This is a genomic window from Ignatzschineria indica (genome assembly GCF_003121925.1).
Lineage (GTDB): Bacteria > Pseudomonadota > Gammaproteobacteria > Cardiobacteriales > Wohlfahrtiimonadaceae > Ignatzschineria > Ignatzschineria indica.
Window position 1 is genome coordinate 158,118 of sequence record NZ_QEWR01000004.1, and the last position, 24,248, is coordinate 182,365.

Here is a 24,248-nt window from a genome sequence, read left to right on the forward strand (position 1 = left end):
AATGGACTTAAAGTATATCTATCTTTTAATCGTTTTATTGCCCCTCTTTGGTTCAATTATCTCGGGTCTTTTCTGCCGAGTAATTAATGAAAAGGTGGCACATACTGTCACGATCGTTTTTGTCGCGATTGCGGCACTTCTCTCTGGCTATGTTCTTATTGAGCATATGTCAGGACGTGCACCAATCTTTGATGAAAATATCTACACCTGGATGGATACAGGATCATTAAGCGTCGGTGTTGGCTTCTTAGTCGATAACTTAACGGCGATGATGATGGTGGTTATCACCTCTGTATCAACAATGGTTCATCTCTACTCTGTAGGGTATATGAAAGGTGATCCGGGATATAACCGCTTCTTTAGCTATATCTCACTCTTTACCTTCTCCATGTTGATGCTTGTGATGTCTAACAACTTCATGCAACTCTTCTTCGGATGGGAAGCGGTAGGTCTTGTCTCTTATCTCTTGATCGGTTTCTGGTTTAAAAAGCCAACAGCGACCTATGCCAACATGAAAGCATTCTTAGTGAACCGTGTAGGGGACTTCGGTTTCTTAATCGGTATCGCTTGTGTTGCTTACATGACGAGCTCACTGACCTATACGGAGGCGTTTGATCGTCTTCCTGAAGCGGCAGGAACACTCCACTTCTTAGGAACTGATTGGAATATCATGACCTTTGCAGCGGTCTTCCTCTTCATCGGGGCGATGGGTAAATCAGCACAGGTTCCACTTCATGTCTGGTTACCCGATTCGATGGAAGGTCCAACCCCAATCTCCGCATTGATTCACGCGGCGACGATGGTTACTGCAGGGATCTTTATGGTTGCGAGAATGTCACCGATCTATGAGCTCTCAACAACAGCGCTCTCAATGGTGATGATCCTTGGTGCGATTACCGCACTCTTTATGGGAGTTTTAGGTCTCTTCCAAAATGATATTAAACGCGTTATTGCTTACTCGACAATCTCACAATTAGGTTATATGACGGTAGCATTAGGGGCATCTGCATACTCACTGGCAGCATTCCACTTAACAACGCATGCATTCTTTAAAGCACTTCTCTTCTTAGGCGCAGGTTCGGTGATTATCGGAATGAGCCATGTTCAAGATATGCGCTTTATGGGAGGTCTTCGTAAGAAGATGCCGATTACTTGGATCACTACATTGATCGGTTCTTTAGCGCTTGTGGGGATGCCATTCTTCTCTGGATACTACTCAAAAGAGGGGATTATCTGGTCGCTTGAGCATAGCTCAACATTTGGTTCTGGTTTTGCTCACTTAGCACTTGAGATCGGGGTCTTTATGACTGCGCTCTATACCTTTAGAATGTACTTCTTAGTCTTCCATGGTAAAGCGCGTTACACCGTTGATGAGTCCTTAGGACATGATCATCACAGTGAAGATGAGAGTGTTTTACCAGAGACGCCAAAAGAGTCACCATGGGTTGTCACACTTCCCTTGATTCTTCTTGCGATTCCATCGGTTATTCTCGGTTGGTATATGGCGCCGATGATGTTTGAAAATACCTTCTTAGCCGATTCTGTCTATATCAATAATGCAGTCAATCCGGCAACAGAGATTATGAAGCAGGGCTTTGAAGGCTCTTGGGCGATGACGAAAGAAGCATTGACAGCGCCAGCATTCTATCTCACGCTTCTCGGTATTGCGGTCGCTTGGTATAGCTTCCTTATTCAGCCGAAAGTGGCAGCGAAGGGTAAAGAGATCCTTGAGAAGATCGGTCTTTATAGAGTATTTGAGAATAAATACTACTTCGATGACTTTAACCAGAAGGTGATTGCGAATGGCTCTGTGGGCTTAGGTCGCTTCTTCTGGCAGAAGATCGATGACAAACTGATCGACCGAGGGATTGTATTTGGTGCGGCACATGTAGCCTCCTTTGTAGGTGGCGTTATCCGTCGTATTCAAACTGGGTACATCTATCATGCAGCATTCTTAATGGTAGTTGGTCTATTAGCGCTTATGACATGGGTCGTATTTTTTAACTAGGAATAAACAATGGAAACAATGCAAATCTCTTGGTTAAGTTTAGTCATTTGGCTTCCGATTATCGGGGGGTTAGTGGTACTCGCGGTTGGCAATGAGCCGACCCGAGTCCGTTGGACCTCATTAGCCTTTGCTATTCTTACATTTATTATATCGTTACCACTTATATTCCAGTTCAATTCAGACACAACTGCGATGCAGTTTGTAGAGAACTATGTCTGGAGTCGAGATCTTGGAATTGGGTATCATTTAGGGGTAGATGGTTTCTCTATGCCCTTTATCGTCCTCACAACCTTTGTCACTATCTTGGTAGTGATCGCCGGTTGGGAGATTATTAAAGATCGTCCACATCAATATTTTGCAGCATTCCTCATCCTTGAAGGATTGATGAATGGTATCTTTGCTTCTGTTGATGGGATTCTCTTCTATATCTTCTTCGAAGCGATGCTCATTCCGATGTTCTTAATTATCGGGATCTGGGGTGGACCAGGTCGTATTACTGCGGCATTGAAGTTCTTCCTCTACACCTTCTTAGGTTCGATCTTCCTGCTTGTGGCATTGATCTATCTCTATCTCCAAAGCGGTAACTTCAATATCTTAGGCTTTCAAAATCTTGAGATCGCAGAGAGTACACAGAAATGGCTCTTCTTCGCATTCCTTGCTGGATTTGCGGTAAAAGTGCCGATGTTCCCGGTTCATACTTGGTTACCTTCAGCGCACGTTGAAGCACCGACCGGTGGTTCTGTGATCCTAGCTGCGATTACCCTTAAAATTGGGGGTTATGGATTTGTTCGCTTTATGTTACCTATTGCACCATTAGGGGCGGCATATTTTGCGTGGTTTGTAGTGGCGCTCAGTGTGATTGCGATTCTCTATATTGCGTTAGTAGCACTTGTACAGCGCGATATGAAGAAGATGATCGCTTACTCCTCAATCTCCCATATGGGCTTTGTAACATTAGCATTTATCCTGCCTGTTGCGATGTTAGGCGGTGGCGATCTCGATCCTGAAGCGATGCAGATGGCCCTTCAAGGGGGAATGATGCAGATGATCTCTCATGGTCTTGTATCTGCGGGAATGTTCCTCTGTATTGGTGTTCTCTATGATCGTATCCATTCAAGAGAGATTGCAGATTATGGTGGTGTGATCAATGCGATGCCAGTATTTGGGGCATTCTTTATCTTCTTTGCAATGGCGAACTCAGGACTTCCAGGAACCTCAGGGTTTATTGGTGAGTTCTGGACAATCCTTGCAAGCTTCCACTATTCAATCTATATCGCTCTTTTAGTTGCCTTATCATTGATTCTCAGTGCGGCATATAACCTCTGGTTAACAAAACGAGTGATCTTAGGGGATATCGTTCATGACCATGTCAGACAGATGAAAGATATCAACGGTCGCGAGTGGTTCATGTTAGGTTCATTAGCGATTCTTGTCATTCTTCTTGGGGTTTGGCCGGAGCCAATTGCGAATCTCATGCAGACAACGATTGATGGACTTCTTGTTCATTTGACAGCTCAATTCTAAAGGACGTTAAAAATGATGGAATTTAAACTGACAGATATACTCGTTGCTCTTCCTGAGATCTTCTTGATGAGTATGATCGTCATCATCTTGTTATATGAGAGCTTAAATAAGAATGCGAAGCAGTCGATGCTCTATACGCTTTCCCTTATTGCGCTCTTTGGAACAGCAATTCTCTCGCTCTACCAATATAATGTGGACCTCACCGGTGGCATTATGGGGGCAGATGCTTTCTGGTTTGGGGAGATCACCTATAATCCGATCTCACTGCTCCTGAAAGTGGCGATGACGATTGTTGTGGCATTTGGCTTAATCTATAGCTACGGACGTTTAGCCGATAGTGATATTGCAAATGCAGAATATTATGTTCTTATCCTCTTGAGTACCTTGGGGATGTTAGTACTTGTTTCTGCGGCAAGTCTCTTAACGGTCTATGTAGGTCTTGAGCTGATGTCACTCCCGATGTATGGTTTAGTAGCGCTCAATCGCCGTAGCCAAAAAGGTTCGGAAGCGGCAATGAAGTACTTTGTTGTCGGGGCGATGTCATCGGGGATCTTACTCTTCGGTATGGCGCTTCTCTATGGTGCGACAAGCTCGTTACAATTTATCGATATCAACAATGTGATTGCTGATGGGATGACCGATAGTCAAGCACGCTTAATGCTCTTCTCTGCAGTCTTCTTGATTGTGGGTGTGGTCTTTAAGTTAGGGGGCGCTCCGTTCCATAACTGGGTGCCTGATGTCTATGAAGGCGCTCCAGTTGCTGTTGCGATGTTTATCGGTGCGGCGCCTAAGATTGCCAGCTTTATCATGGCGGCATTCCTCTTAATCGGTGCTTTAGAAGCATTTGCACCTAATTGGCAGCCCTTTATTATCGCAATCTCAATTATCTCCTTTATCATCGGTAACTTAGTGGCACTTAAACAGGATAATCTGCGCCGTATGCTCGGTTATTCAGCGGTCTCACATGCTGGATTTATCCTCCTAGGTCTGCTCATTACTGCAGAATCAGATAATGCGCTTAGCGCTGGTATCTTCTATGCAATCACTTATGCATTGACGACGACAGCTGCATTTGGCTTTATCCTCTCTGTGAAGATCAATGGTAAAGAGATTCAAGCGATTGATGATCTTAAAGGCTTTGCGAAGAGTCATGCATGGTATGCGATTCTTTTAGCATGTGTCATGTTATCGATGGGCGGTATTCCATTCTTTGTCGGCTTCTATGCAAAATTTGTAGTATTGCGTGCAGCGTTCGAAGCAGGTCATCTCTACACTGTGATCTTTGCTCTCTTAATGTCTGTGATCGGTCTTTACTACTATCTCCGTGTTATCAAAGTGATGTTCTTTGATGAAGAGGTATCAGGACGTGAGTTGACATTAGAAGCAACGGGTACAAGCCAAGTATTCTTCAATATCAATGTGGTGCTCTTAATTCTTTTAGGAGTCTTCCCATCACTGCTCTATAGCTTCTTCTAGAATCGATAGTTCAGTCGATCGATTATTAAATCGACCAGTAGAGTAGAGAGAAGATCTTGTAATCATCGGTTACAAGATCTTTTTTTATCTCCGGCATTTCAGTAGGTGATTTGATAAAATGAGTGATCAGATTAGAGAAAGATTAGAGAAAGATTAGAAAAGATCAATCGTAAGAAGGGAGTTAAAGATGCAAGTGATTAAGATAGGTGTTGTCTCCGTATCCGATAGAGCGAGCCAAGGAGTCTATAAAGATGAGGGCATTCCCCATCTTAAAGCGTGGCTCTCTTCAGCTATTAAAAATGAGATTGAATTTCATGAACGCCTGATTGCAGATGAGCAACCGGTGATTGAAGAGGCGCTTAAAGATCTGGTGGATAATCTCCATTGTGATCTTGTTTTGACCACCGGAGGAACAGGCCCCACAAAGCGAGATGTGACGCCCGATGCCACCTTAGCGGTTGCCGATAAGGAGATGCCAGGGTTTGGCGAGCAGATGCGTCAAGTGAGCCTCTACTTTGTGCCTACAGCGATCCTCTCACGACAAGTTGGGGTGATCCGTAAAGAGAGTCTGATTATCAATCTTCCAGGGCGCCCGAGAGCTATTGAAGAGACGCTTGCCGGCGTTAAAGATAGTGATGGAAAAACAGTGGTCAATGGAATCTTCTCCGCAATTCCATACTGCCTAGATCTCATTGGTGCCGGATATATCGAAGTTAATGAAGCGGTGACCACCGCCTTTAGACCGAAGAAGAAGTAGAGAGTAAGGGTAGTATCGGTTTTATCAGTAATTATTAACACATAGTTTTATGTGGAAATAATTAACTCTTCAAAATAAGAAACCCCCAATAGTCCATTGGGGGTTTTCGCATGAAAGTTTATACTTCAAACAAAGTGATTTTTAATCATAATATTTAGGTGCCTTGCGGAAGCTATCCCATGTATCAGGATCATGCCCTGTGACTACCAGTGCTTCCGTTTGTTGAGCAATAAAGCGTAGTTTAGCTACAGAACGAGCGGACTCTATTGCTGATGTTAGGAAGCCTGGTAATACTTTGTCATCCCAATGTTCTGTGGTATAAGCCGCATCAATTGCTAGTAGTATAGATCCTTGATTAGGTAAAGTTATAAGAAAACTACAGTGTCCAGGTGAGTGTCCCGGAGTTGGGATCATAATGATAGTACCATCTCCGTAAAGATCAAATTGGTCATCATTTTCTAAGGAGAGGAAATGCCATTTCAGGTTCGGCTGGTCAAAATCTTTTTTTATGTACCCCCCTGTAGCAAACCAATCGGCACTATATGCATATTCATATTCTTTTCGTTGCACTACATGAGTCGCATTTGGAAAACGACCGATAGCGCCTGTATGATCAAGATGGAGATGACTTTGTAAAACAAATTTAATGGATTCAGGATCAATATCTAACGTTTTAACAGCATTATAGCAACCTTCTTCTTCGGTCATGATAGGCCAATAGACATCCGTTATTTCTCCCCAATGTGTTTTAGGGTCAAGCGCGCACTCTACAGCAGTTCCTCCATCAATAATTACATTACCTTTAGGGTGAGTAATTAAGAACCAGGGAATTGGGATCTCATAGGGATTAGGGTCAGCATTCATTTTGATATTATTTTCTTTACACTTAATGCTGCCTGTTTGAAGCATATATAATTTAATTTTATTATTACTCATAAGATAACCTCCTTTAGATCATCAAGTAGTAGTAGATTGTAATTTTGCTAACATGTCTTTTTTATTGTTAAAATTTGACCATGTACTTTTAAAGTTCTAATTTTGTAAAAGCTCTATTTCTCCATGCCATGCAGCGTTATAAATTCTAAAAATATCATTTTCAGTTAAATTTTTAGGAGTGCGTACTAGAAGGCGCTGTTGTTTAATCGCATCTGTAGCTAAATTGGTGAGATGTTGTTGTTTGATTTCATAAAATTGCAGAGAGCTTGGAATATTAATTGACTTCAGAAGAGATTGAATAGCCAAAATTGTCACTCTAGCGGCTTCACTAACAGATTTTCCTGTTAGCGGAAGATTCATTTTTTCCCCTATTTTTGCCAGTCTTTTTTGAGCGGAGGTTTCAATCTCAGTAAGAACATATGGCAGAAGCAATGCGTTAGATTCTCCATGGCTAATATGGAATTGCCCCCCGAGAGGATAAGCAAGAGCATGTACCGCTCCTGCTCCAGCATTAAAAAAGGCGATGCCAGCTAAATAACTGCCATAACTCATCTGGATACGAGCCTGTTGATCTTCCCCATTTTTGTAGGCATTAAACAAAGACTGATTAATAAGTTCAATAGCATTTAGAGCTAGTTGGTCAGTAATGGGATCGGCATTAATTGACAGATAAGCCTCAATTGCGTGTGTTAGTGCATCAACGCCTGTAGCTGCTGTTACTCGAGGAGGTACAGTAACTGTTAGAGAAGGGTCTAGTAGTGCAATATCAGCGAGTAGGTGATCACTTGCAATGACATCTTTGCTATGAGCAAGAGAGAGCACAGCAAGATTTGTTACTTCAGAACCTGTGCCTGATGTTGTTGGAATCATAATTTTAGGCAATCCTTTATGTGTTGGTTTAAGGTCTCCAGTTAAGTTAAGGTAACGAGAAACTTCACCTTCATGGGTTGCTAGTGTAGCTGCGATTTTAGCTAAATCTAATGCACTACCACCACCTATACCGATAACAAGATCAGAGTTTTGGTTGCGTGTATAGTTGACAATACGCTCACCTAAAGCAAGTGAGGGCTCGGGTTCTATTTCGGTAAAAAATGAGAGTTGGTAAGATTTAAGAGAGTCAGTAATTTGAGTTATTAAGCCTGAAGATACTAAAAAAGGATCAGCTACAATTAATATATTACGGACATTCATAGGCTCAATAATAGTGTTAAGAGACTTTGCCACTTCCCATCCATGATAGGTCTTAGGAATAAGAGTTGTTTGTTTAATCATGATCTATTCTCCTTGGGAGGTTATTTGAAGTTTTGAGCAAGGAATCAAGCTTATGGTGTTCATGCCTCTTGATTATTTAATATCCCTATTAGGGCATTTTAAATAAAGAATAATGAATACGTATTCATTTATCTATAGCACGATTACTTTTATGAGGTCAATCAGTAAATATTTTTATCATTGAGATTTATTTAACTATAAAGATCCTCTTTCAAAAATTTGGGGTGGAAAAGTAACATTGATGTTGTGTTGTTTTTGAAACTCAATATTATCAATTAAGAGTTTAATGGCTGTAAGACCAAGATTCTCTGTTGGCCCAATTGTGGTAAGATCGAGATAACTGTGACTACTCAGTTTGACGTTGTCAATTCCTAAAACTCCAATATCATTAGGGCACTGAAGATCTAGAGTTTTTTTTGTGTAATCCATTATTTCAAGTGCAATAGCATCCGTAGCTGCAAAGATAGCCTTTTTTCCAGGTGCTGTTTGATACCACTCTTTAATTTTTGGAATTAAAATAGAAAAGTCTATAGCATCAGGATTATAACTATATTCTTTTTTTGGAGCCTCTTTATAACAGTGAAAATACTGTTTGCAAAATCCTTCGTATCGATGACGAAAAGTACTGACATCTAGTCTGCCCCCAACCCAAAATATTGAATCGTACTTTTTTTTATAGAGTAACTCACATCCCATTGCAGCTGCTTTATAATTATCTAGCTCGACATAATTTAATTTTTCTTGATGACGTCTATTATACGAGACAAAAGGGATATTGAGGGCATTAAGCTGTTTAATGATAGGGTCTTCATAAAGAATACATGACATAATGATTCCTTTTGGCTGTGTTGCAAGTGCTGCACGATAGCTCTCTTCTATACCCCCATCTTCTATAATATAGATATTAACTTTATACCCGCGTTGCGTAGCATACTGTACAATCCACATAGTGCTTTCTACAAAAAACGGATTTTCCAAGGTGCCGGAAATGAGACTAATGATTTTTGAGCTCCCTGATACAAGATCCCTAGCACTCTGATTAGGTAGATAGTTTAGTGTCTTAATTGCTTTATAAACTTTTTCACGAGTTTTAGGTCCAACTTTTTCAGGATGATTTAGTACCCGTGAGACAGTTGCCTGAGATACTTGTGCTAAACGTGCTACATCTTTAGAAGATGGACGATCGATTAAGAGATTAGAAGGGGAGTGCTTCATTAGTATTTTCCTTTTGACTAAAAAAAAGAGTGATGATTGTATTTATCACCACTCTCTCTTGAAGAAGCCCATCTCTTTATAAGAGAAGATGGCTTTAATCATAAGCTCTATGTTTAGTATAGAGTTATTTTAATTGTTCCATAACTTCTGCAGCGAAGTCTGATTCAACAATCTCAACACCTTCACCAAGCTCTAAGCGAACGAATGCGTTTACTTTTGCTGATTCAGATTTGAGAAGTTTTTCAACTGTCATATCAGGATCTTTAACGAAGCTTTGACCAACAAGTGTTACTTCTTCAAGATACTTACGGATACGACCTTCGATCATCTTCTCTTGGATGTCTGCAGGACGGCCTGATTCTGCTGCTTGTGCAGTGAAGATATCACGCTCTTTTTGTAAGAGTTCAGCAGGAACGCCTGATGCGTCTACACATACAGGGTTTGAAGCTGCGATATGCATTGCGATATCACGTGGAAGCTCTTCATTTCCACCTTCAACGTCAACGAGTGCTGCGATACGGATACCGTGAGCATAAGCACCGATACGACCTTCAGCATGAAGACCTGCTACGCGACGAACAGTGATATTTTCACCGATCTTAGCGATGAGGTTTTTACGCGCTTCATCAAGAGATACACCATCAACAGTGATATCTGCTAAATCATCAATTGTGTTTGCACGCTTTTCAAATGCGATATCCGCTACTTTGTTTGAGAATGCGATGAAGTCTTCGTTTTTAGTAACGAAGTCAGTTTCACAGTTAATTTCAACGATTACACCAAATTTGTCATCGTTACGAATTAAAAGAACGCCTTCCGCTGCTGCGCGATCTGCTTTCTTATCAGCTTTTGCTTGACCGCTTTTACGCATTAATTCGATTGCTGCTTCGATATCGCCGTTAGTTTCGGTGAGCGCTTTTTTACATTCCATCATCCCTGAACCTGTACGTTCACGGAGTTCTTTTACCATAGCTGCTGTAATTGTCGCCATTATAAATACCTTAATAAATGAAAAGTGAATCGGAAATTGGTGATAAAGTGAAGCGCCCACCGAGATGAGCGCTTAACCTTACTGATTATTCTGCGGCTTCTTCTACCACTACAACTTCTTCAACTTCTACGAATTGATCTTTCTTTTGAAGATCTTCAGAGATGAGTTGTGCGTTTGAACCACGGCCTTCGATAACCGCGTCAGCTGCTGCTGTTGCATAGAGTTGAATTGCACGAATAGCATCATCGTTACCAGGAATAACGTAATCGATATTCTCTGGTGAGCTGTTTGTATCTACAACACCGATTACCGGAATACCCATTTTTCTCGCTTCAGCTACTGCGTTGCTCTCATAGCCAACATCAATAATGAAGATCGCATCCGGAATATTAGGCATATCTTTAATACCGCCAAGGCTTTTTTCGAGCTTCGCAACTTCACGCTCTAATAAAATACCTTCTTTTTTCGTCAAGCGCTCGATAGAACCATCTTCTTGCATCTCTTCGATTTCACGAAGACGGCGAATTGAGTTACGAACAGTTTTGAAGTTAGTCAGCATACCACCTAACCAGCGATGGTTAACGTAAGGCATACCTGCACGTTTCGCTTGCTCTGTGATAATGTCAGATGCTGCGCGTTTTGTACCTACAAAAAGGATACGACCATTTTGTGAAGCAACTTTAGAGATAAAGTTCATCGCATCATTAAACATAGGAAGAGTCTCTTCTAAGTTAATGATATGAATTTTAGAACGTGATCCAAAGATGTAAGGCTTCATTTTTGGGTTCCAGAAACGAGTTTGGTGACCAAAGTGAACGCCTGCTTCGAGCATATCGCGCATTGAAACTTGTGACATATATAATTTCCTTTGTAAATTTAGGGTTAAGCCTCCAGATTTTCCTAAGACGTAACTCTAGGTAGTTCTTGGGCACCTCTCTACACGCTCTTTTTGAAGAAGAAGGAGTGTTATTGAGAAGTTAAGAGCTACAGAGCACCCCCGTCTAGGAGTTTTCATCTGTGAGTAGTTTAAGTTAAATTTTACCGGAATAGCCCTTCCGTTTATGGGTCATAAAAAGGGTTAAACCAGCCTTCTTTGCCCTTGTTACCCCTCTCAATGAGTTGCTCAATGAGTAGAAAGTAATCAAAATAGCAAGCCCCGTATTATAGTCCAAAAAAGCCTTATAAGCTAGCGATTTAAAATAATAAAGAGAGAGGGGAAAGGGGGAATATGGTATAATCGTGCCGATATAAATTGAGTGTTAGGACAGAACAATGACTTATAAAAATGATCGTTTTATTCGTGCCCTTTTAAAAGAGAAAGTAGACAGAACTCCTGTCTGGATGATGCGTCAAGCAGGGCGTTATCTACCAGAGTATCGCCGTGTGCGTGCAGAGGCAGGTGATTTTATGGCGCTCTGCCGTAATGCCGATCTTGCATGTGAAGTGACACTGCAGCCGATCGATCGTTTCGGTTTTGATGCTGCGATTCTCTTCTCTGACATCTTAACAATCCCAGATGCAATGGGCTTAGGTTTAAGCTTTGTTCCTGGGAAAGGTCCTGTATTTGAAACGCCGATTACCGATCCTGCACAAGTTGCAAAACTCCCGGTCGTTGATGTGGAAGATTCATTAGGCTATGTGATGAATGCGGTATCAACCATTCGTAAAGCATTGAAGAATGAAGTGCCACTAATCGGTTTTACCGGAAGCCCTTGGACACTTGCCACCTATATGATTGAAGGGGGCGGTAGTAAAGATTTTGGTAAGGTGCGCGGTTTTATGTATGAGCATCCAAGAGAGATGCATCAACTGCTCGATAAGCTCTCCGATATCGTGATCGACTATCTCAACGCCCAGATTAAAAATGGTGCAGCGGCTGTTCAGATCTTTGATACTTGGGGTGGCATCTTATCGAAAGAGCATTACCAAGAGTTCTCACTTCGCTATATGGAGAAGATCCTTGCCGGCCTTATCACGGAGTATGATGGGCAGAAAATTCCTTCCATCGTCTTTACGAAAAATGGGGGCATGTGGCTTAAAGAGCAAGCGGCTATCGGTGCTAATGGCTTAGGTTTAGATTGGATGACCGATATTGCTGAAGCGAAAGCTTTAGTAGGTAAGCAGGTTGTGCTTCAAGGGAATATGGATCCGGGTGTTCTCTACTCAACGCCTGAAATCGTGCGTGAAAATGTGAAGAAGGTACTTGCCGGCTTTGGTAAAGTGGCTGCAGATGAAGGCCATATCTTTAACTTAGGGCATGGGATTCATCCGGGAATCAATCCTGAGAATGTTAAAGCCATGGTTGACGCTGTTCGTGAGTTTAGCCCCGAGTATCACTAAAGGCTAATAGATGAAACAGAGTCCTCCTGAGATTTTATCTTGTGGAGCGGTCATTGTACGATGGGATAGACGGGAGTTTCGTTATCTTCTGCTCCGAGCTTATAACTTTTGGGACTTTCCCAAAGGGCAGATCGAAGCAGGAGAGACCCCTTTAGAGACAGCATTACGGGAAGTGCGAGAGGAGACAACCATTCGGGATCTCACCTTTCCATGGGGATATGACTATTTTGAGACAGATCCCTACTTTCGCGGTAAGAAGGTGGCACGATACTATGTTGCCGAGACAAAGCGTCGTGGCATTCGTCTGCCGATCAATCCAGAACTAGGAAGACCTGAGCATAGCGAATGGGCTTGGGTTACCCGAGCAGAAGCGCTACGGCGAGTGACGCCAAGAGTTCAAGAAGTGATTCTTTGGTCAGATACCTTTCTAGCTTATGATCGTCGAGTATCCGGAAACCGTTAGCGAGATATGCGCATCAATGAGATAAGCTCAATGAGATTATCTCAATGCGATGAATGAATAGTGCCGAAGCAGACTTGCTCGGCACTCTTTCGTTCTAGAGATTATTTTAGCGCTGCAAAAAAGATCAAGTAAACAAGGTCAAGCAAATCAAGTTGATGGATCAAGTCGATAGATCAAGTCGATGGAAAGAGAGAAAGATCAAGAGATACAGGATTGATTAGAGAGATCACTCAAGATTGGGTAACAAATATTAAATCGTGGTCAAAAGGAGCGTCAATGTTAATGTTAGAGAGAATTCTATTAGTCACGGAAGATGCTTCACTTCAGGAGAAGTTTCGGGGGCTCTTTAACGCGGAGCAGTGTCAATATTGCTTTCATTATGCGGAGGCGGCAAGGCTCTTAAATGCTGGCTATACGCCAGATCTGATTATTGTGGATCTGATCCTCCCTGTTATCACCGGTGTTGAGACTTTAGATCTTCTGCAAAAGCAGTTAGCGCCGAAAGAGGTTCCCGGCATTATTGTGACGCAAAATGATCGTTTAGTTTTACACTCTCTTCCTCGTCCGCCGGCACTTTTGGGCATTATTAGCAAAAAGGCCGATCCTTTAATTCTCTTTGAACGCATCAAAAAGTTATGGGAAGAGTATCAGGTCCCCTTGATTGATGGTGAAATTATACCGGCAGAGAATTAGCCACAGCGCAATGCTGGAATACTCTTCGAATATTAGTGGCAATCTGCTGATAAAATCGAGCTAAAACAAGATAATCTCTAATAAAAAGAGAGTTAATAGAGATCAGTTATCAATATAAAATAGCTATTAAATATTTTAATAAATAGAATTCTATTCTATTTTCTAACAGTGTGATTAAATGGGGCTTAATCTGTTTTTAATATAGATCGTTAATGGAAGTATTAAAATAAACATTAAATATAGCCATTAACAATAACCATTAACGAAATAATTGTCGATGGATCGATTGATCAGTTAATGGATGATAGATATTGAAGATAGCCACTTAACCCCTTTGTATCCGATGCTTCCAATATTCAATCTATCACACAATCATTGATGCATGATTGATGAGACTATTGATAGGGGAATATCGTGGTACCGACCTGAAGTGAGGCCTCTATGATTCGAGTTGATCTCTCTCGCCGCCGCTTTATCTATGCCGGCGCTCTTCTTCTCTCTACCTCTCTCTTGCCTCCCATCTCTATGGCACAGATAGCCTCTCCACTTGTGGAGCAACATCTCGATGCATTTTTAGATCTTTCACGAAAACTAACCGGCTATGAAACGCTTAATCGAGAATTAGCTACCCGTTATCTTGCCGCTTTTCTAGAACTTTTCCCCGATGAAGCGCCCCAATTTGAAAGTGATAAAACACTTCAGAAGAAGATTCTTCACTCTTGGTATACCGGTACTGTCGGCCCGAATGAAGCAGGGCAGGTGCGCGTTATTGCCTATAAGGATGCATTTATGTATCGCCCAACGGCGGATGGCTTGCCGACACCTACTTACTGCTTTCGCGGTGAGCTCTGGTTTAAAGCGCTACCGCCGGGAATTACTAAAGAACCCGATTTTCCTATCACTTTTTAAGTCGATTGAGATATCCGGACCTAATAGGGATCAATAAGAGAGCCAATAAGGCTCATAAAAATAGATCAGTATAAGAAGATCAGTATAAGAAGAAAGAGGGCGTAATATGGCAGAAAATAGAGTAACAAATAGCGCTAAGCAGTTAGCAAATGGGGATTGGGAAGCCGATGTAGTGATTGTCGGTAGTGGAATTGTGGGGGCGATGATGGCAACAGAGATCTCGGCAAAGGGGCATAGCGTCCTCCTGCTTGATGCCGGTCTTCGTGTTGAGCGAGGGCAGATTGTTGAGAATTCTCGTAATATGCCGGAAAAGAATCGTGCAGGGATCGATTATCAGAGCCTCTATCCACAATCTCCCAATGCTCCTTTCCCCGATTATTTCCCTGATAATGGATATCTTAAGCTCTCCGGCCCTAATGCCGCAGCGTATGCGCAAGATTATCTCAAAACGGTAGGGGGAACCACTTGGCACTGGGCTGCCTCCTGTTGGCGCCATGCCCCTCATGACTTTAAGATGAAGTCTCTCTACGGCGTGGGCCGAGATTGGCCGATCACATATGATGATCTTGAACCTTACTATACCCGTGCAGAGTATGAGATCGGTGTCGCCGGACCTCGAGATCCAAAGATGCAATCGCCACCGGAGCGCAGTAAGCCTTACCCGATGGAGATGATCCCTTGGTCCTACTTTGAGCGTTCAGTTGCAGCAACTACGAATGAATTTGGCTGTCACTTAGTCCCTATTCCACAAGGACGAAGCTCACGAGTTTGGGAGGAGCGTCCTGTCTGCTGTGGTAACAATAACTGCATGCCGATCTGCCCCATTGGTGCGATGTATAACGGGATTCATCATGTGGTGCGTGCAGAGCGAAATGGTACAACGGTTCTCTCAGAAACGGTTGTCTATCGTGTGGATAATGATGAAAATAATCGTATTACCGCGATTCACTACTACGATCGTGATAAGAAGTCCCATAAGGTGAGTGGAAAACGCTTTGTCTTTGCCTGTAATGGGATCGAAACGCCGCGTCTTCTGCTGCTTGCCGCTAATGAGAGTAATCCGAATGGCATTGCCAATAATAGCTCCGGCTTAGTGGGGAAGAATATGATGGATCACTCCGGCATTCACTGCTCTTTCCAATCGAAAGATCCGCTCTGGGTGGGTAGAGGGCCGGCGCAGAGTGCCGCAATGGTAGGTTATCGTGATGGTGGATTCCGCCGAGATCATGCCGCCTTCTTAATTATTATGAATAACCTCAATCGCAATTTGGCAGAGACACAAGTAGCGCTTGAGAAAGGGTATGAAGGAAAAGAGCTACAGCGCGAAATTCGGGAGCGAACAACCCATTCGGTCTATTGGGATATCATGTTAGAGGTTCTTCCCTCTGAGGAGAATCGCCTCACCTTGAGTAAAACCCGTAAAGATGCATTAGGTTTAGCCTGTCCTGATATCTACTACGATGTTGGGGATTATACGCGTCGTGGTCGTATTGCGGCGCAGGAGAAATTGCGAGAGATTGCCGCACTCTTTAAAGGGCAAGAGGTGGTTGTGACCACAGAATTTGTCCCTAATAACCATATTATGGGGGGCAATATTATGGGTGATACGCCGCAAAATGGGGTTGTGAATAGCTATTGCCGGACTTATGATCATGATAATCTCTGGCTCCCCGGGGGTGGTGCGATGCCTTCATCGAGTGTTGTCAACTCGACGCTCTCGATGGCGGCGCTCGGTCTGCGTGCAGCGGATGATCTACTTAAAAGTATGGAGTAAATTATGAAAAAATTATCTCAACTTCTCCTGCTAACATTCTCATTCACTTTGGGTTACGCCACGCCGGCATTGGCAGATTCGCTCGATTCCATAAAGGGAGATCCCAAGCGCGGGGAGTATCTCTCCATTTTAGGGGATTGTCAGGCATGTCACACCAACTTTGCTGCAGAGAGAAAACCTTTTGCCGGCGGTTATGCCGTAAGCTCTCCTCTAGGCGATATCTATTCTAGTAATATCACCCCTTCAAAAGAGTATGGAATCGGGAATTATACGCTTGAGCAATTTCGCGATGTATTGCGAAAAGGTATTCGTGCCGATGGGGAGCATCTCTATCCAGCGATGCCCTATACTGCTTATACGAAGTTAAATGATGAAGATATCGCTGATCTCTACGCCTACTTTATGACGGCGGTAGAGCCTGTTAATATCGCGCCGACTTATCATACAGATCTCCCATTTCCTTTCGATATGCGTTCGATGATGATTGTTTGGAATGGGCTCTTTCTCGATAAAGGACCCTTTCAGCCAGACACCTCACAGAGTGATGAGTGGAATCGTGGGGCTTATATTGTAGAGGCACTTGCTCACTGTAGTACCTGTCACACACCCCGAGATATGATGATGGGAGAGAAGAAGAGTCAATACCTTGCCGGCGGACAGCTTGGTTCATGGTATGCCCCTAATATCACCTCAAGCATCAATGCCGGGATCGGTAATTGGTCTCAAGATGATCTGGTCACCTATCTTCAGCAAGGGCTTCTCGATGGGAAAGCGCAAGCGGGCGGGCCGATGGCAGAAGCAGTCTCCGATAGTTTTCAACATCTTCGGATCGAGGATCTTCAAGCAATTGCTACCTATATTCGTAGTGTAAAAGCGATCGAGAGCAGTGAGCAGAAAGCACCTCGGGATAGTTACGGTGCGCCATTTGATGTGGATATTCTCCTTCGGGGAACAGAGCCTGTTGATGCCTATCACACTCTAAAGAGTGGGGAGAGCCTCTATAGTGCTTACTGTTCATCATGTCATCAGAATGATGGGAGCGGAACGCCTGAGCAGTTCTATCCATCGCTCTATCACAATACGGCAACGGGAGATTACAATCCGAGCAATGCGATTGCCGCAATTCTCAATGGAGTTGATCGAAAAGTGGGAGAAACCCGATACTACATGCCGAACTTTGGGGAAAACTCACCTACGCAGGCTTTAGATGATGCACAGATCGCGAAAATTGTGCAGTTTGTCTATGAGAAATATGGCAATCAATCGGTGAAGATTACCCCAGAGATGGTGCGCCAAGTCCGTTTAGGCGGCCCCGCGCCGTTACTCTTAGAGGTGCAACCCTTTATTGCGCCGGGGATGATTATTGCCGGAATTGTGATTCTACTCTTAATCCTTTGGGGCGTGATACGCTTCCGTAGAAAAAGGCATTAAGAAGAGGGCGTGAAGGAGAGAGTATAAAGAAGAGGGCATGAAGTGCCGGCAGAGATTTAAGATATCTCATATAAGTCGGCAGAGTGTCATCAATAAGTGCCATCAATAAGTGCCATCAATTTTGATGGTACTTTTTTGACGTTTTTTAGAGGGCGTTATCTCTCCTCGCTTGAGATTCCCAATAGTAGCGCTGCTGGATCTTCCCCACTAAGGAGCTTCTCAGTCGCGCCATCATAAGCGATTTTCCCTTGATCGATCACTAAGGTTCGAGGCGCAATTTGATGCGCATCTTCAATATTGTGGGAGACCATCAGCAGGGTGATATCGCGCGCACGGCAACGCTCTTCGAGTAAGAGAAGCATCTCATGACGCAGGGCCGGATCGAGTGCGGAGAAGGGTTCATCGAGTAGAAGAATAGGTTGCTCGCGAATAAAGCAGCGTGCAAGGGCGACTCTCTGTCGCTGTCCGCCGGAGAGCTCTCCGGGTAGGCGATCGAGCAATCCTGTAAGCCCCACCTGCTCCGCAATTGCTGCAACAGTTTTCTGCTCCTCCGCTTTTAGGCGCAGTGTCGGTGCAATGCCTAAGCCGATATTTTGCTGAACGCTCAGATGGTTAAAGAGATTGTTCTCCTGAAAGAGCATCGATACAGGTCGTTTTGCCGGCGGTGTGGTGGTAAAGTCTTGACCATTGAGAAGAATCTCTCCTGTTTCTGGATATTGAAAGCCACTAATAAGGTTGAGAAGGGTACTCTTCCCGGCACCACTTGGGCCCATAATGGCGACTCTCTCCCCACGCTCGATGGTGCAATCAAATTGCATTAATCGGGGAGGTGCCTCTCCGCCGGTTTTGTTCTTTGGGCTCTCTTGATGAGCCCTTTTACCCGCTTTCTCCTCCGCTTTCGAGCGCTCTAAATGGTAGCGAATATTCTTCAGTTCGATCATTCTATTTGTCATTTTTCTTCTCCGATAGCGCGTCCTGAAATCTTCTCTAAAAAGGTGAAGAGCATCAAGCAGAGAAGCAGTAGTAGCATCGCCGTTACAGCGCCATCATTGGTGCGATAAGCGCCTAATTGTTGATAGAGATAGTAGGGAAGGGTCCGGAAATCCTCATTTCCAAAGAGTGCCACGACACCAAAATCACCAATGGAGATCACTGAGGCGAATGCTAATGCTTGGGCGATCGGCTTTTTGAGTGCGCGAAGTTCGATAATTCTTAATCGGCGCCATCCGCTAATTGCTAATGAATGACAGAGTGGATTGTAACGCTCGGCTAGATCGCGCATCGGGTTTTCAAGTACCTTTAGAGCATAGGGAATCGCTAAGAGGGCATTGGTCAGAATCACTAATGCATAGGGGGATTGGGGAATACCGATCGTCTCATTAAAGAGGATAAAAAATCCTGTCGCCAATACAATCCCCGGCATCGCTAAAATTAAGAGGCCACTTAATTCCATCGCTTGCCCCCATTTAACTGCTCGGCGGAGACGCAATTCTCGGCTACTCCAGAGCAGCATCATGGTGAGTGTCACCGCTAATAGGCCCGCACATATGGCGATAAAGAGTGAGGTGAAGGTGGCTTGCCAGAGGGCCGATTGTTGCAATACCTCCCACACACGGCGATTGAGTCCATCAATAATGATCGCGATCAATGGTGGCAGAAGTAGGAGCAGAGCGATCATAATCACTACAAAATCTCGCACTTGGCGAAAGCGATTATCTGCCGGATCAAACCAGGATCGGCGCGTTGTCGTTCCTACGGCAAAGGCGCTATTGAGGCGTTGACTCACTAACATCAAGCCGATACAGAAAAAGAGCTGAATCAGCGCTAAAATAGCGGCTCTTCCGGGATCAAAGTCGTAACTTAATGCTTGGTAGATCGCAAGCTCTATCGTCGTTGCGCGCGGTCCGCCCCCTAATGCAAGGACGGTGGCAAAGCTTGAAAAGCAGAGCATAAAGATGAGCGTTGCGGTCGGAAGAAGTTGCCGGCGAAGATAGGGCCACTCCATAATGCGAAATTGTTGCCACTCATTGAGCCCCAATTGCGCGGCGATCTGCCGCTGTTCTACGGAGATCCCCTCTAACGCTTGTAGCAACATGCGCGTTGCTAAGGGGAGATTGAAGAAGACATGTGCAAGTAGAATCCCCTGTAGACCATAAGGGGAGAAGTGATACTCCAGCCCGAAAAAGTGGAGAAGTGTTGCAAGCCAGCCACTTTTGCCATAGATCGAGAGAATACCAAAAACCGCCACCAAAACCGGAAGGACTAAGGTCATTGCCGAGAGGCGAAGCAGCAATGTGCGCCCGACAAATCGGCGACGATAGAGCGCTCGGGCTAGCAAAATCGCCGGACCGACCGAGAGCAGTGCCGACAGTAGCGCCTGATAGAAGGTAAAGCCGATAATATGCCACAGGTAGCGATCCCCTAAAATCTCCGCAAGAGAGATTGAAGGGGAGAAGCACCAGAGCGCCCCAAAGGCAAGAAGCGCCACAGTCACGAGGATCGTTGAGGCGATCAAGCCGGGGATCAATTGCCGATTAATCATAGAGAGGAATCATAAAAGTTATCACGAATAGTCATCATAACTTCTATCGACTTACGGCAAATTGCCACAGTTTGATCCAATTTTGGCGCTCTTTCGCCACCTCTTCTGCACCAAAGAGTAGCGCTTTTGCCGGCAATGGTAATGCTTTATAGACCGGCGGCAAGGGGATATCGATCACCGGATACATCCAGTTGGTGGTCGGCAAAGTCTCTTGAAATTCTGGCGTTAACATAAATTGGAGAAATTGATCGGCAAGTTCCGGATGGGGACTTGCTTTCAATTTAGCCGCCACCTCAATCTGTAGATAATGTCCCTCATCAAAGAGCGCGGCTGCGTAGTTATCATCATTATCATAGAGCATCTGATAGCCCGGCGATGCAGTATAGCTTAAGACAAAATCGCTCTCACCTTTCAGGAAGAGCCCATATGATTCGCTCCAACCTTTGGTCACCGTGACGGTCTTTTTCGCCATCTTTTGCCATGCAGATTCAGTCTCCTGACCGTAGATCTTCTCCATCCAGAGAAGAAGGCCTAATCCCGGCGTACTAGTGCGCGGATCTTGGTAGATGATGCTCCACTTGTTTTCAGGATCTAAGAGCTCATCCATACTTGTTGGGGGATTATTAATCTTTCTTTTATCGTAGATAAAGGCGAAGTAGCCATAATCGTAGGGGATAAAGGTTTTGTTCTCCCATTCGATCGGTAATTTCAGCATTGATTGATCGATATTCGCCGGCGTAAAGAGATCAGTCTCTTCTGCGGCGGCAATCAGGTTATTATCGAGTCCGAGGATCAGATCCGCCTTACTCTTTTTCCCTTCCATGCGCAGACGATTGAGGAGCGAAACGCCATCGCCTAGTGAGACTAGTTTTAATTCACAATCGCACGTTTTTTCAAAGCGCTCTTTAATCAGTGGCCCCGGACCCCATTCGGCGACGAAGGAATCGTAGGTATAGACGGTCAATGTCGGTTTTTCGGCAAAAGCAAAAGTAGTGATACTCGATATTAATAGCGATGCCACCAACAATGTTCGACGAAGCGGTTGACGAAAAGAGTGGGAAAGGCGCTTAAGGGGGGAAGAAAGGGTTCGATTTGTCATAACGGCTCCTGTGTAAGTGTGTCACAGGATTTGAGGAAGAGCCCGCAGGCATCTCGACTCTCAAATCCCTCCGCCGGTATTGTCCGGATCAGGTTCGACGGGTGAAATCTCAGCTCTCCTCTAGTGATCTAACTCGATCAATTCCAAAGTAACAGCACCCCGTTGAGATAGAGCTATTGTAGAAGCTTTGGTAAGAACTGTAAACAGAACAAGATATTAAGTAAAAGCCCATGCCGGTACATCTTCGAAGTCTGACATCTTTGATGCCTATTTGCCGGCGCGTAATCTCTGGAAGAACACAATAGTGAGGACCGGCAACCATTCAGCTTCTTTTGCCTCAATGAATCATTTTGATGATTCTTAAGAGAGTTTGTTGAGCGGCGGGAGCCAATCATTTCATTCTTATGACTACTGCATGCCCGCGGTTCGGCATCTTTGATGCCTATTTGCCGGCACGTAGTTTCTGGAAGAACGCAATAGTGAGAACCGGCAACTCATCAGCCTCTTTTGTCTCAATAAATTATTTTGATGATTCTTAAGAGAGTTTGTTGAACGGCGGGAGCCGACTACTTCATTCTTTTAACCGGCGCATGCCCGCAGTTTGGCATTGAGAATGCCGGGAGATTAATTATTACTGATTTGTACATATGCAGTCTAATTTGATTTGCAGACCTCCCACTTTGTGTTTAGAAAATAATTTCCTCAATCGTCCTTGTAATGGCAGAAGAGAGCTACGCTTATATTGTTAGAGGATATCTATCCTATGCCGAGATATGACCTTATTATTAAGGGTTGGAAAGATAATGACTTTTATAAAAAATGATTCCGCTCGCTGATAGGATATTTGCTGATGTTCTGGATGAAAAGAGGTGAGGGGCGTCAATACTACTTACCGTGATTGCGGATTTATAGTTGAAGCTAAAGGGAGAAAATATGAAAACAGAAGTGCTTAAAACAGATAAAAAGAGAATTTCTTCTAAAGAATTTACGCAAAGATATATGTCGGCAGAGAGTCAACAACGTATTCAAGAGTTAACCGATCAATTAGATTTGGAATATAGCCTTACCTTAATTAGAAAAGAGTTGCGCAAAACTCAAAAGGAGATTGCCCAGATATTAGGAGTATTCCAGCCTACACTTTCAGGAATTGAAAAAATGACTCAAGATATTAAACTCTCTACAATGAAAAGATATGTCGAGGCACTAGGTGGATCAATGAGTATTAATATTAATCTCCCTACCGGGAAAAGATTTTCTATAGATGTGTAATAGTTTTGGAATCTGTTTATTCTATGACTGTTTGCAATAAGCAAATTCATGGATGGATAAGATTATGTCAAATGCAGTTTTAAAAGATCGGGAGATGCAAGTACCTGAGAGAGACAGAGGTATTATCGCGCACTCACGCCCAGCATTATCTGAAAATAGTCACTCTAAACTAGTAGAAAGAGCTTTTGACCGCTGTTTTGAAAATAATAAAGAAGGTCTTGAGCTATTAGCGAATACTTAATTTTAGTTATCTATAAAGATGGCTCTATTATAATTCAAGAGATTTTGATACTTTACAGCTCTGTTAGAAACCTCCCAAGCGGAGGTTTTTTTAATGCTTAGATAGAAGCTTTCTGATTTCTCAATATATCGATCCCATCAACATACCGTGAAAACGTGTCGATTTTTTTCAGTTTTTTAAACATATCCGAGAGATATGTCGATCCTATCAACATATTTCATCATGATAAATATCGAGTTGCTCTAAGAAGATTTTTGGAACGGCGGGAGCCTACTACTTCATTCTTTTAACCGGCGCATGCCCGCGGTTCGGCATGAGAATACCAGGAGATAATTAAACGTTCTTTAAACAGATCTTAAACAGTAGTTAAACATATATGCTGGTAATTGAGGATTGCCTCATTGCCGGCACACAGTTTCTGGAAGAGCGTGATAGTGAGAACCGGCAACTCATCAGCTTCTTTTGTCTCAATAAATTATTTTGATGATTCTTAAGAGAGTTTGTTGAGCGACGGGAGCCTACTACTTCATTCTTTTAACCGGTGCATGCCCACGGTTCGGCATCTTTGATGCCTATTTGCCGGCACTCAGTTTTTGGAAGAACGTGATAGTAAGATCCGGCAACTCATCAGCTTCTATTCTACTCAATTGTTATGGATCTTCAATCGTATTACAATGTATGACATCATTGATGTAGAGGTGAAGTTATGACAATCGTTAGTATTAGATTAAATAGAGAAGAAGAGAAGATCTTTAGAGAATATGCCGCTTTTCATGGACAGAGCTTATCGACCTTATTTAAAAATAGTGTGATTGAGAAAATGGAAGATGAACTCGATTTAAAACTCTTGAAAGAGGCTATTGCTTATAATGAAGAGCACCCTGAAACCTATACGCATGATGAAGTCAAAAAAGCATTAGGATTATAGATGTATCAAGTGATCTATACGGCGAAAGCGGTAAAATCTTTAAAGAAGATCGATAAAACACAGGCGTTATTTATTTTAAATTGGATTGAAAAGAACTTAGTCGGTTGCTCTGATCCAAGAGCAAAAGGGCGAGCGATTAGAGGTAATCTTGCTGATTGGCGCTACAGAGTTGGGGATTATCGTCTGCTCTGTAACATCTTAGATAGAGAGATCATTATCGAAGTGATTAATGTCGGACATCGAAAAGAGATCTACAAATAGCGACTTTAAGTTATTAGATAATGCCCATATTGCCGGCACGCAGTTTCTGGAAAAGCGAGATAGTAAGATCCGGCAACCGTTCAGCTTCTATTTCTTATTATTATGCGAGAAGACTCGAC

At 43.4% G+C, this 24,248-nt stretch carries 22 protein-coding genes and 1 riboswitch; of the genes, 14 read left to right on the forward strand and 8 right to left on the reverse strand.

Annotated features, from left to right (window positions below; genetic code table 11):
• Nucleotide 1 precedes the first annotated feature (1 nt).
• From nuoL to mog, 4 genes are all read left to right on the forward strand, one after another.
• Nucleotides 2–2,008, forward strand: coding sequence for an NADH-quinone oxidoreductase subunit L (gene nuoL / locus DC082_RS08150; protein WP_094567538.1), 2,007 nt, complete (start codon nucleotides 2–4; stop codon nucleotides 2,006–2,008).
• A 9-nt stretch (nucleotides 2,009–2,017) separates the two neighbouring features.
• Nucleotides 2,018–3,532, forward strand: a complete 1,515-nt coding sequence (locus tag DC082_RS08155) for an NADH-quinone oxidoreductase subunit M (RefSeq protein ID WP_229821681.1) — start codon at nucleotides 2,018–2,020, stop codon at nucleotides 3,530–3,532.
• A 12-nt stretch (nucleotides 3,533–3,544) separates the two neighbouring features.
• Nucleotides 3,545–5,008 carry an NADH-quinone oxidoreductase subunit N gene (locus DC082_RS08160; protein WP_189363332.1) on the forward strand — a complete coding sequence of 488 codons (1,464 nt, stop codon included), beginning with the start codon at nucleotides 3,545–3,547 and terminating at the stop codon, nucleotides 5,006–5,008.
• Nucleotides 5,009–5,195: 187 nt separating this feature from the next.
• Complete coding sequence (mog, locus tag DC082_RS08165) at nucleotides 5,196–5,765, forward strand: molybdopterin adenylyltransferase (protein WP_109236549.1); 570 nt, start codon at nucleotides 5,196–5,198, stop codon at nucleotides 5,763–5,765.
• A gap of 141 nt (nucleotides 5,766–5,906) precedes the next feature.
• Here mog and attM read toward each other — a convergent pair whose 3' ends face one another.
• From attM to rpsB, 5 genes are all read right to left on the reverse strand, one after another.
• Nucleotides 5,907–6,701, reverse strand: coding sequence for an AttM family quorum-quenching N-acyl homoserine lactonase (gene attM / locus DC082_RS08170; RefSeq protein WP_229821683.1), 795 nt, complete (start codon nucleotides 6,699–6,701; stop codon nucleotides 5,907–5,909).
• Nucleotides 6,702–6,797: 96 nt separating this feature from the next.
• Nucleotides 6,798–7,973 (reverse strand): iron-containing alcohol dehydrogenase, encoded by a 1,176-nt coding sequence (locus tag DC082_RS08175; protein ID WP_109236550.1) that lies wholly within the window; start codon nucleotides 7,971–7,973, stop codon nucleotides 6,798–6,800.
• A 195-nt stretch (nucleotides 7,974–8,168) separates the two neighbouring features.
• Entirely contained in the window at nucleotides 8,169–9,188 is a 1,020-nt protein-coding gene (locus DC082_RS08180) for a LacI family DNA-binding transcriptional regulator (protein ID WP_109236551.1), read from the reverse strand.
• 124 nt (nucleotides 9,189–9,312) lie between these two features.
• Complete coding sequence (tsf, locus tag DC082_RS08185; protein WP_109236552.1) at nucleotides 9,313–10,179, reverse strand: translation elongation factor Ts; 867 nt, start codon at nucleotides 10,177–10,179, stop codon at nucleotides 9,313–9,315.
• An 85-nt stretch (nucleotides 10,180–10,264) separates the two neighbouring features.
• A complete protein-coding gene (gene rpsB / locus DC082_RS08190; protein WP_109236553.1) occupies nucleotides 10,265–11,035 on the reverse strand; it encodes a 30S ribosomal protein S2 in 771 nt (256 codons plus the stop codon).
• Nucleotides 11,036–11,451: 416 nt separating this feature from the next.
• On the opposite strand from rpsB, the gene hemE reads away from it, so the two are divergent.
• The 6 genes from hemE (at nucleotide 11,452) to DC082_RS08220 (ending at nucleotide 17,789) form a co-directional block, all read left to right on the forward strand.
• Nucleotides 11,452–12,519, forward strand: a complete 1,068-nt coding sequence (hemE, locus tag DC082_RS08195) for a uroporphyrinogen decarboxylase (RefSeq protein WP_109236554.1) — start codon at nucleotides 11,452–11,454, stop codon at nucleotides 12,517–12,519.
• Nucleotides 12,520–12,529: 10 nt separating this feature from the next.
• Complete coding sequence (locus DC082_RS08200; protein WP_109236555.1) at nucleotides 12,530–12,982, forward strand: NUDIX domain-containing protein; 453 nt, start codon at nucleotides 12,530–12,532, stop codon at nucleotides 12,980–12,982.
• A gap of 282 nt (nucleotides 12,983–13,264) precedes the next feature.
• A complete protein-coding gene (locus DC082_RS08205; protein ID WP_157957426.1) occupies nucleotides 13,265–13,675 on the forward strand; it encodes a response regulator in 411 nt (136 codons plus the stop codon).
• Nucleotides 13,676–14,116: 441 nt separating this feature from the next.
• Nucleotides 14,117–14,584: a sugar dehydrogenase complex small subunit gene (locus tag DC082_RS08210; RefSeq protein WP_109236557.1), complete on the forward strand. Its 468-nt coding sequence runs from the start codon at nucleotides 14,117–14,119 to the stop codon at nucleotides 14,582–14,584.
• Between the two features lie 106 nt (nucleotides 14,585–14,690).
• The gene (locus DC082_RS08215) at nucleotides 14,691–16,358 is read left to right on the forward strand and encodes a GMC family oxidoreductase (protein WP_109236558.1); all 1,668 of its coding nucleotides are present in this window, start codon (nucleotides 14,691–14,693) and stop codon (nucleotides 16,356–16,358) included.
• 3 nt (nucleotides 16,359–16,361) lie between these two features.
• Entirely contained in the window at nucleotides 16,362–17,789 is a 1,428-nt protein-coding gene (locus tag DC082_RS08220) for a cytochrome c (protein WP_109236559.1), read from the forward strand.
• Nucleotides 17,790–17,944: 155 nt separating this feature from the next.
• On the opposite strand, the gene thiQ is transcribed toward DC082_RS08220, so the two are convergent.
• From thiQ to thiB, 3 genes are all read right to left on the reverse strand, one after another.
• Complete coding sequence (gene thiQ / locus DC082_RS08225) at nucleotides 17,945–18,607, reverse strand: thiamine ABC transporter ATP-binding protein ThiQ (protein WP_109236691.1); 663 nt, start codon at nucleotides 18,605–18,607, stop codon at nucleotides 17,945–17,947.
• Between the two features lie 131 nt (nucleotides 18,608–18,738).
• A complete protein-coding gene (thiP, locus tag DC082_RS08230) occupies nucleotides 18,739–20,331 on the reverse strand; it encodes a thiamine/thiamine pyrophosphate ABC transporter permease ThiP (protein WP_109236560.1) in 1,593 nt (530 codons plus the stop codon).
• Between the two features lie 43 nt (nucleotides 20,332–20,374).
• Nucleotides 20,375–21,430: a thiamine ABC transporter substrate binding subunit gene (gene thiB / locus DC082_RS08235; RefSeq protein ID WP_109236561.1), complete on the reverse strand. Its 1,056-nt coding sequence runs from the start codon at nucleotides 21,428–21,430 to the stop codon at nucleotides 20,375–20,377.
• 47 nt (nucleotides 21,431–21,477) lie between these two features.
• Nucleotides 21,478–21,602: riboswitch (TPP riboswitch) on the reverse strand.
• An 827-nt stretch (nucleotides 21,603–22,429) separates the two neighbouring features.
• Between thiB and DC082_RS08240 the strand changes: the two genes are divergently transcribed.
• The 4 genes from DC082_RS08240 to DC082_RS08250 all read left to right on the forward strand — a co-directional run bounded on the left by DC082_RS08240 (nucleotide 22,430) and on the right by DC082_RS08250 (nucleotide 24,129).
• Nucleotides 22,430–22,699 carry a helix-turn-helix domain-containing protein gene (locus DC082_RS08240; protein ID WP_109236692.1) on the forward strand — a complete coding sequence of 90 codons (270 nt, stop codon included), beginning with the start codon at nucleotides 22,430–22,432 and terminating at the stop codon, nucleotides 22,697–22,699.
• Nucleotides 22,700–22,763: 64 nt separating this feature from the next.
• Nucleotides 22,764–22,940: a hypothetical protein gene (locus DC082_RS10770; protein ID WP_157957427.1), complete on the forward strand. Its 177-nt coding sequence runs from the start codon at nucleotides 22,764–22,766 to the stop codon at nucleotides 22,938–22,940.
• Between the two features lie 706 nt (nucleotides 22,941–23,646).
• The gene (gene relB, locus DC082_RS08245) at nucleotides 23,647–23,868 is read left to right on the forward strand and encodes a type II toxin-antitoxin system RelB family antitoxin (protein ID WP_109236562.1); all 222 of its coding nucleotides are present in this window, start codon (nucleotides 23,647–23,649) and stop codon (nucleotides 23,866–23,868) included.
• Complete coding sequence (locus tag DC082_RS08250) at nucleotides 23,869–24,129, forward strand: type II toxin-antitoxin system RelE family toxin (protein WP_109236563.1); 261 nt, start codon at nucleotides 23,869–23,871, stop codon at nucleotides 24,127–24,129.
• Nucleotides 24,130–24,248 lie beyond the last annotated feature (119 nt).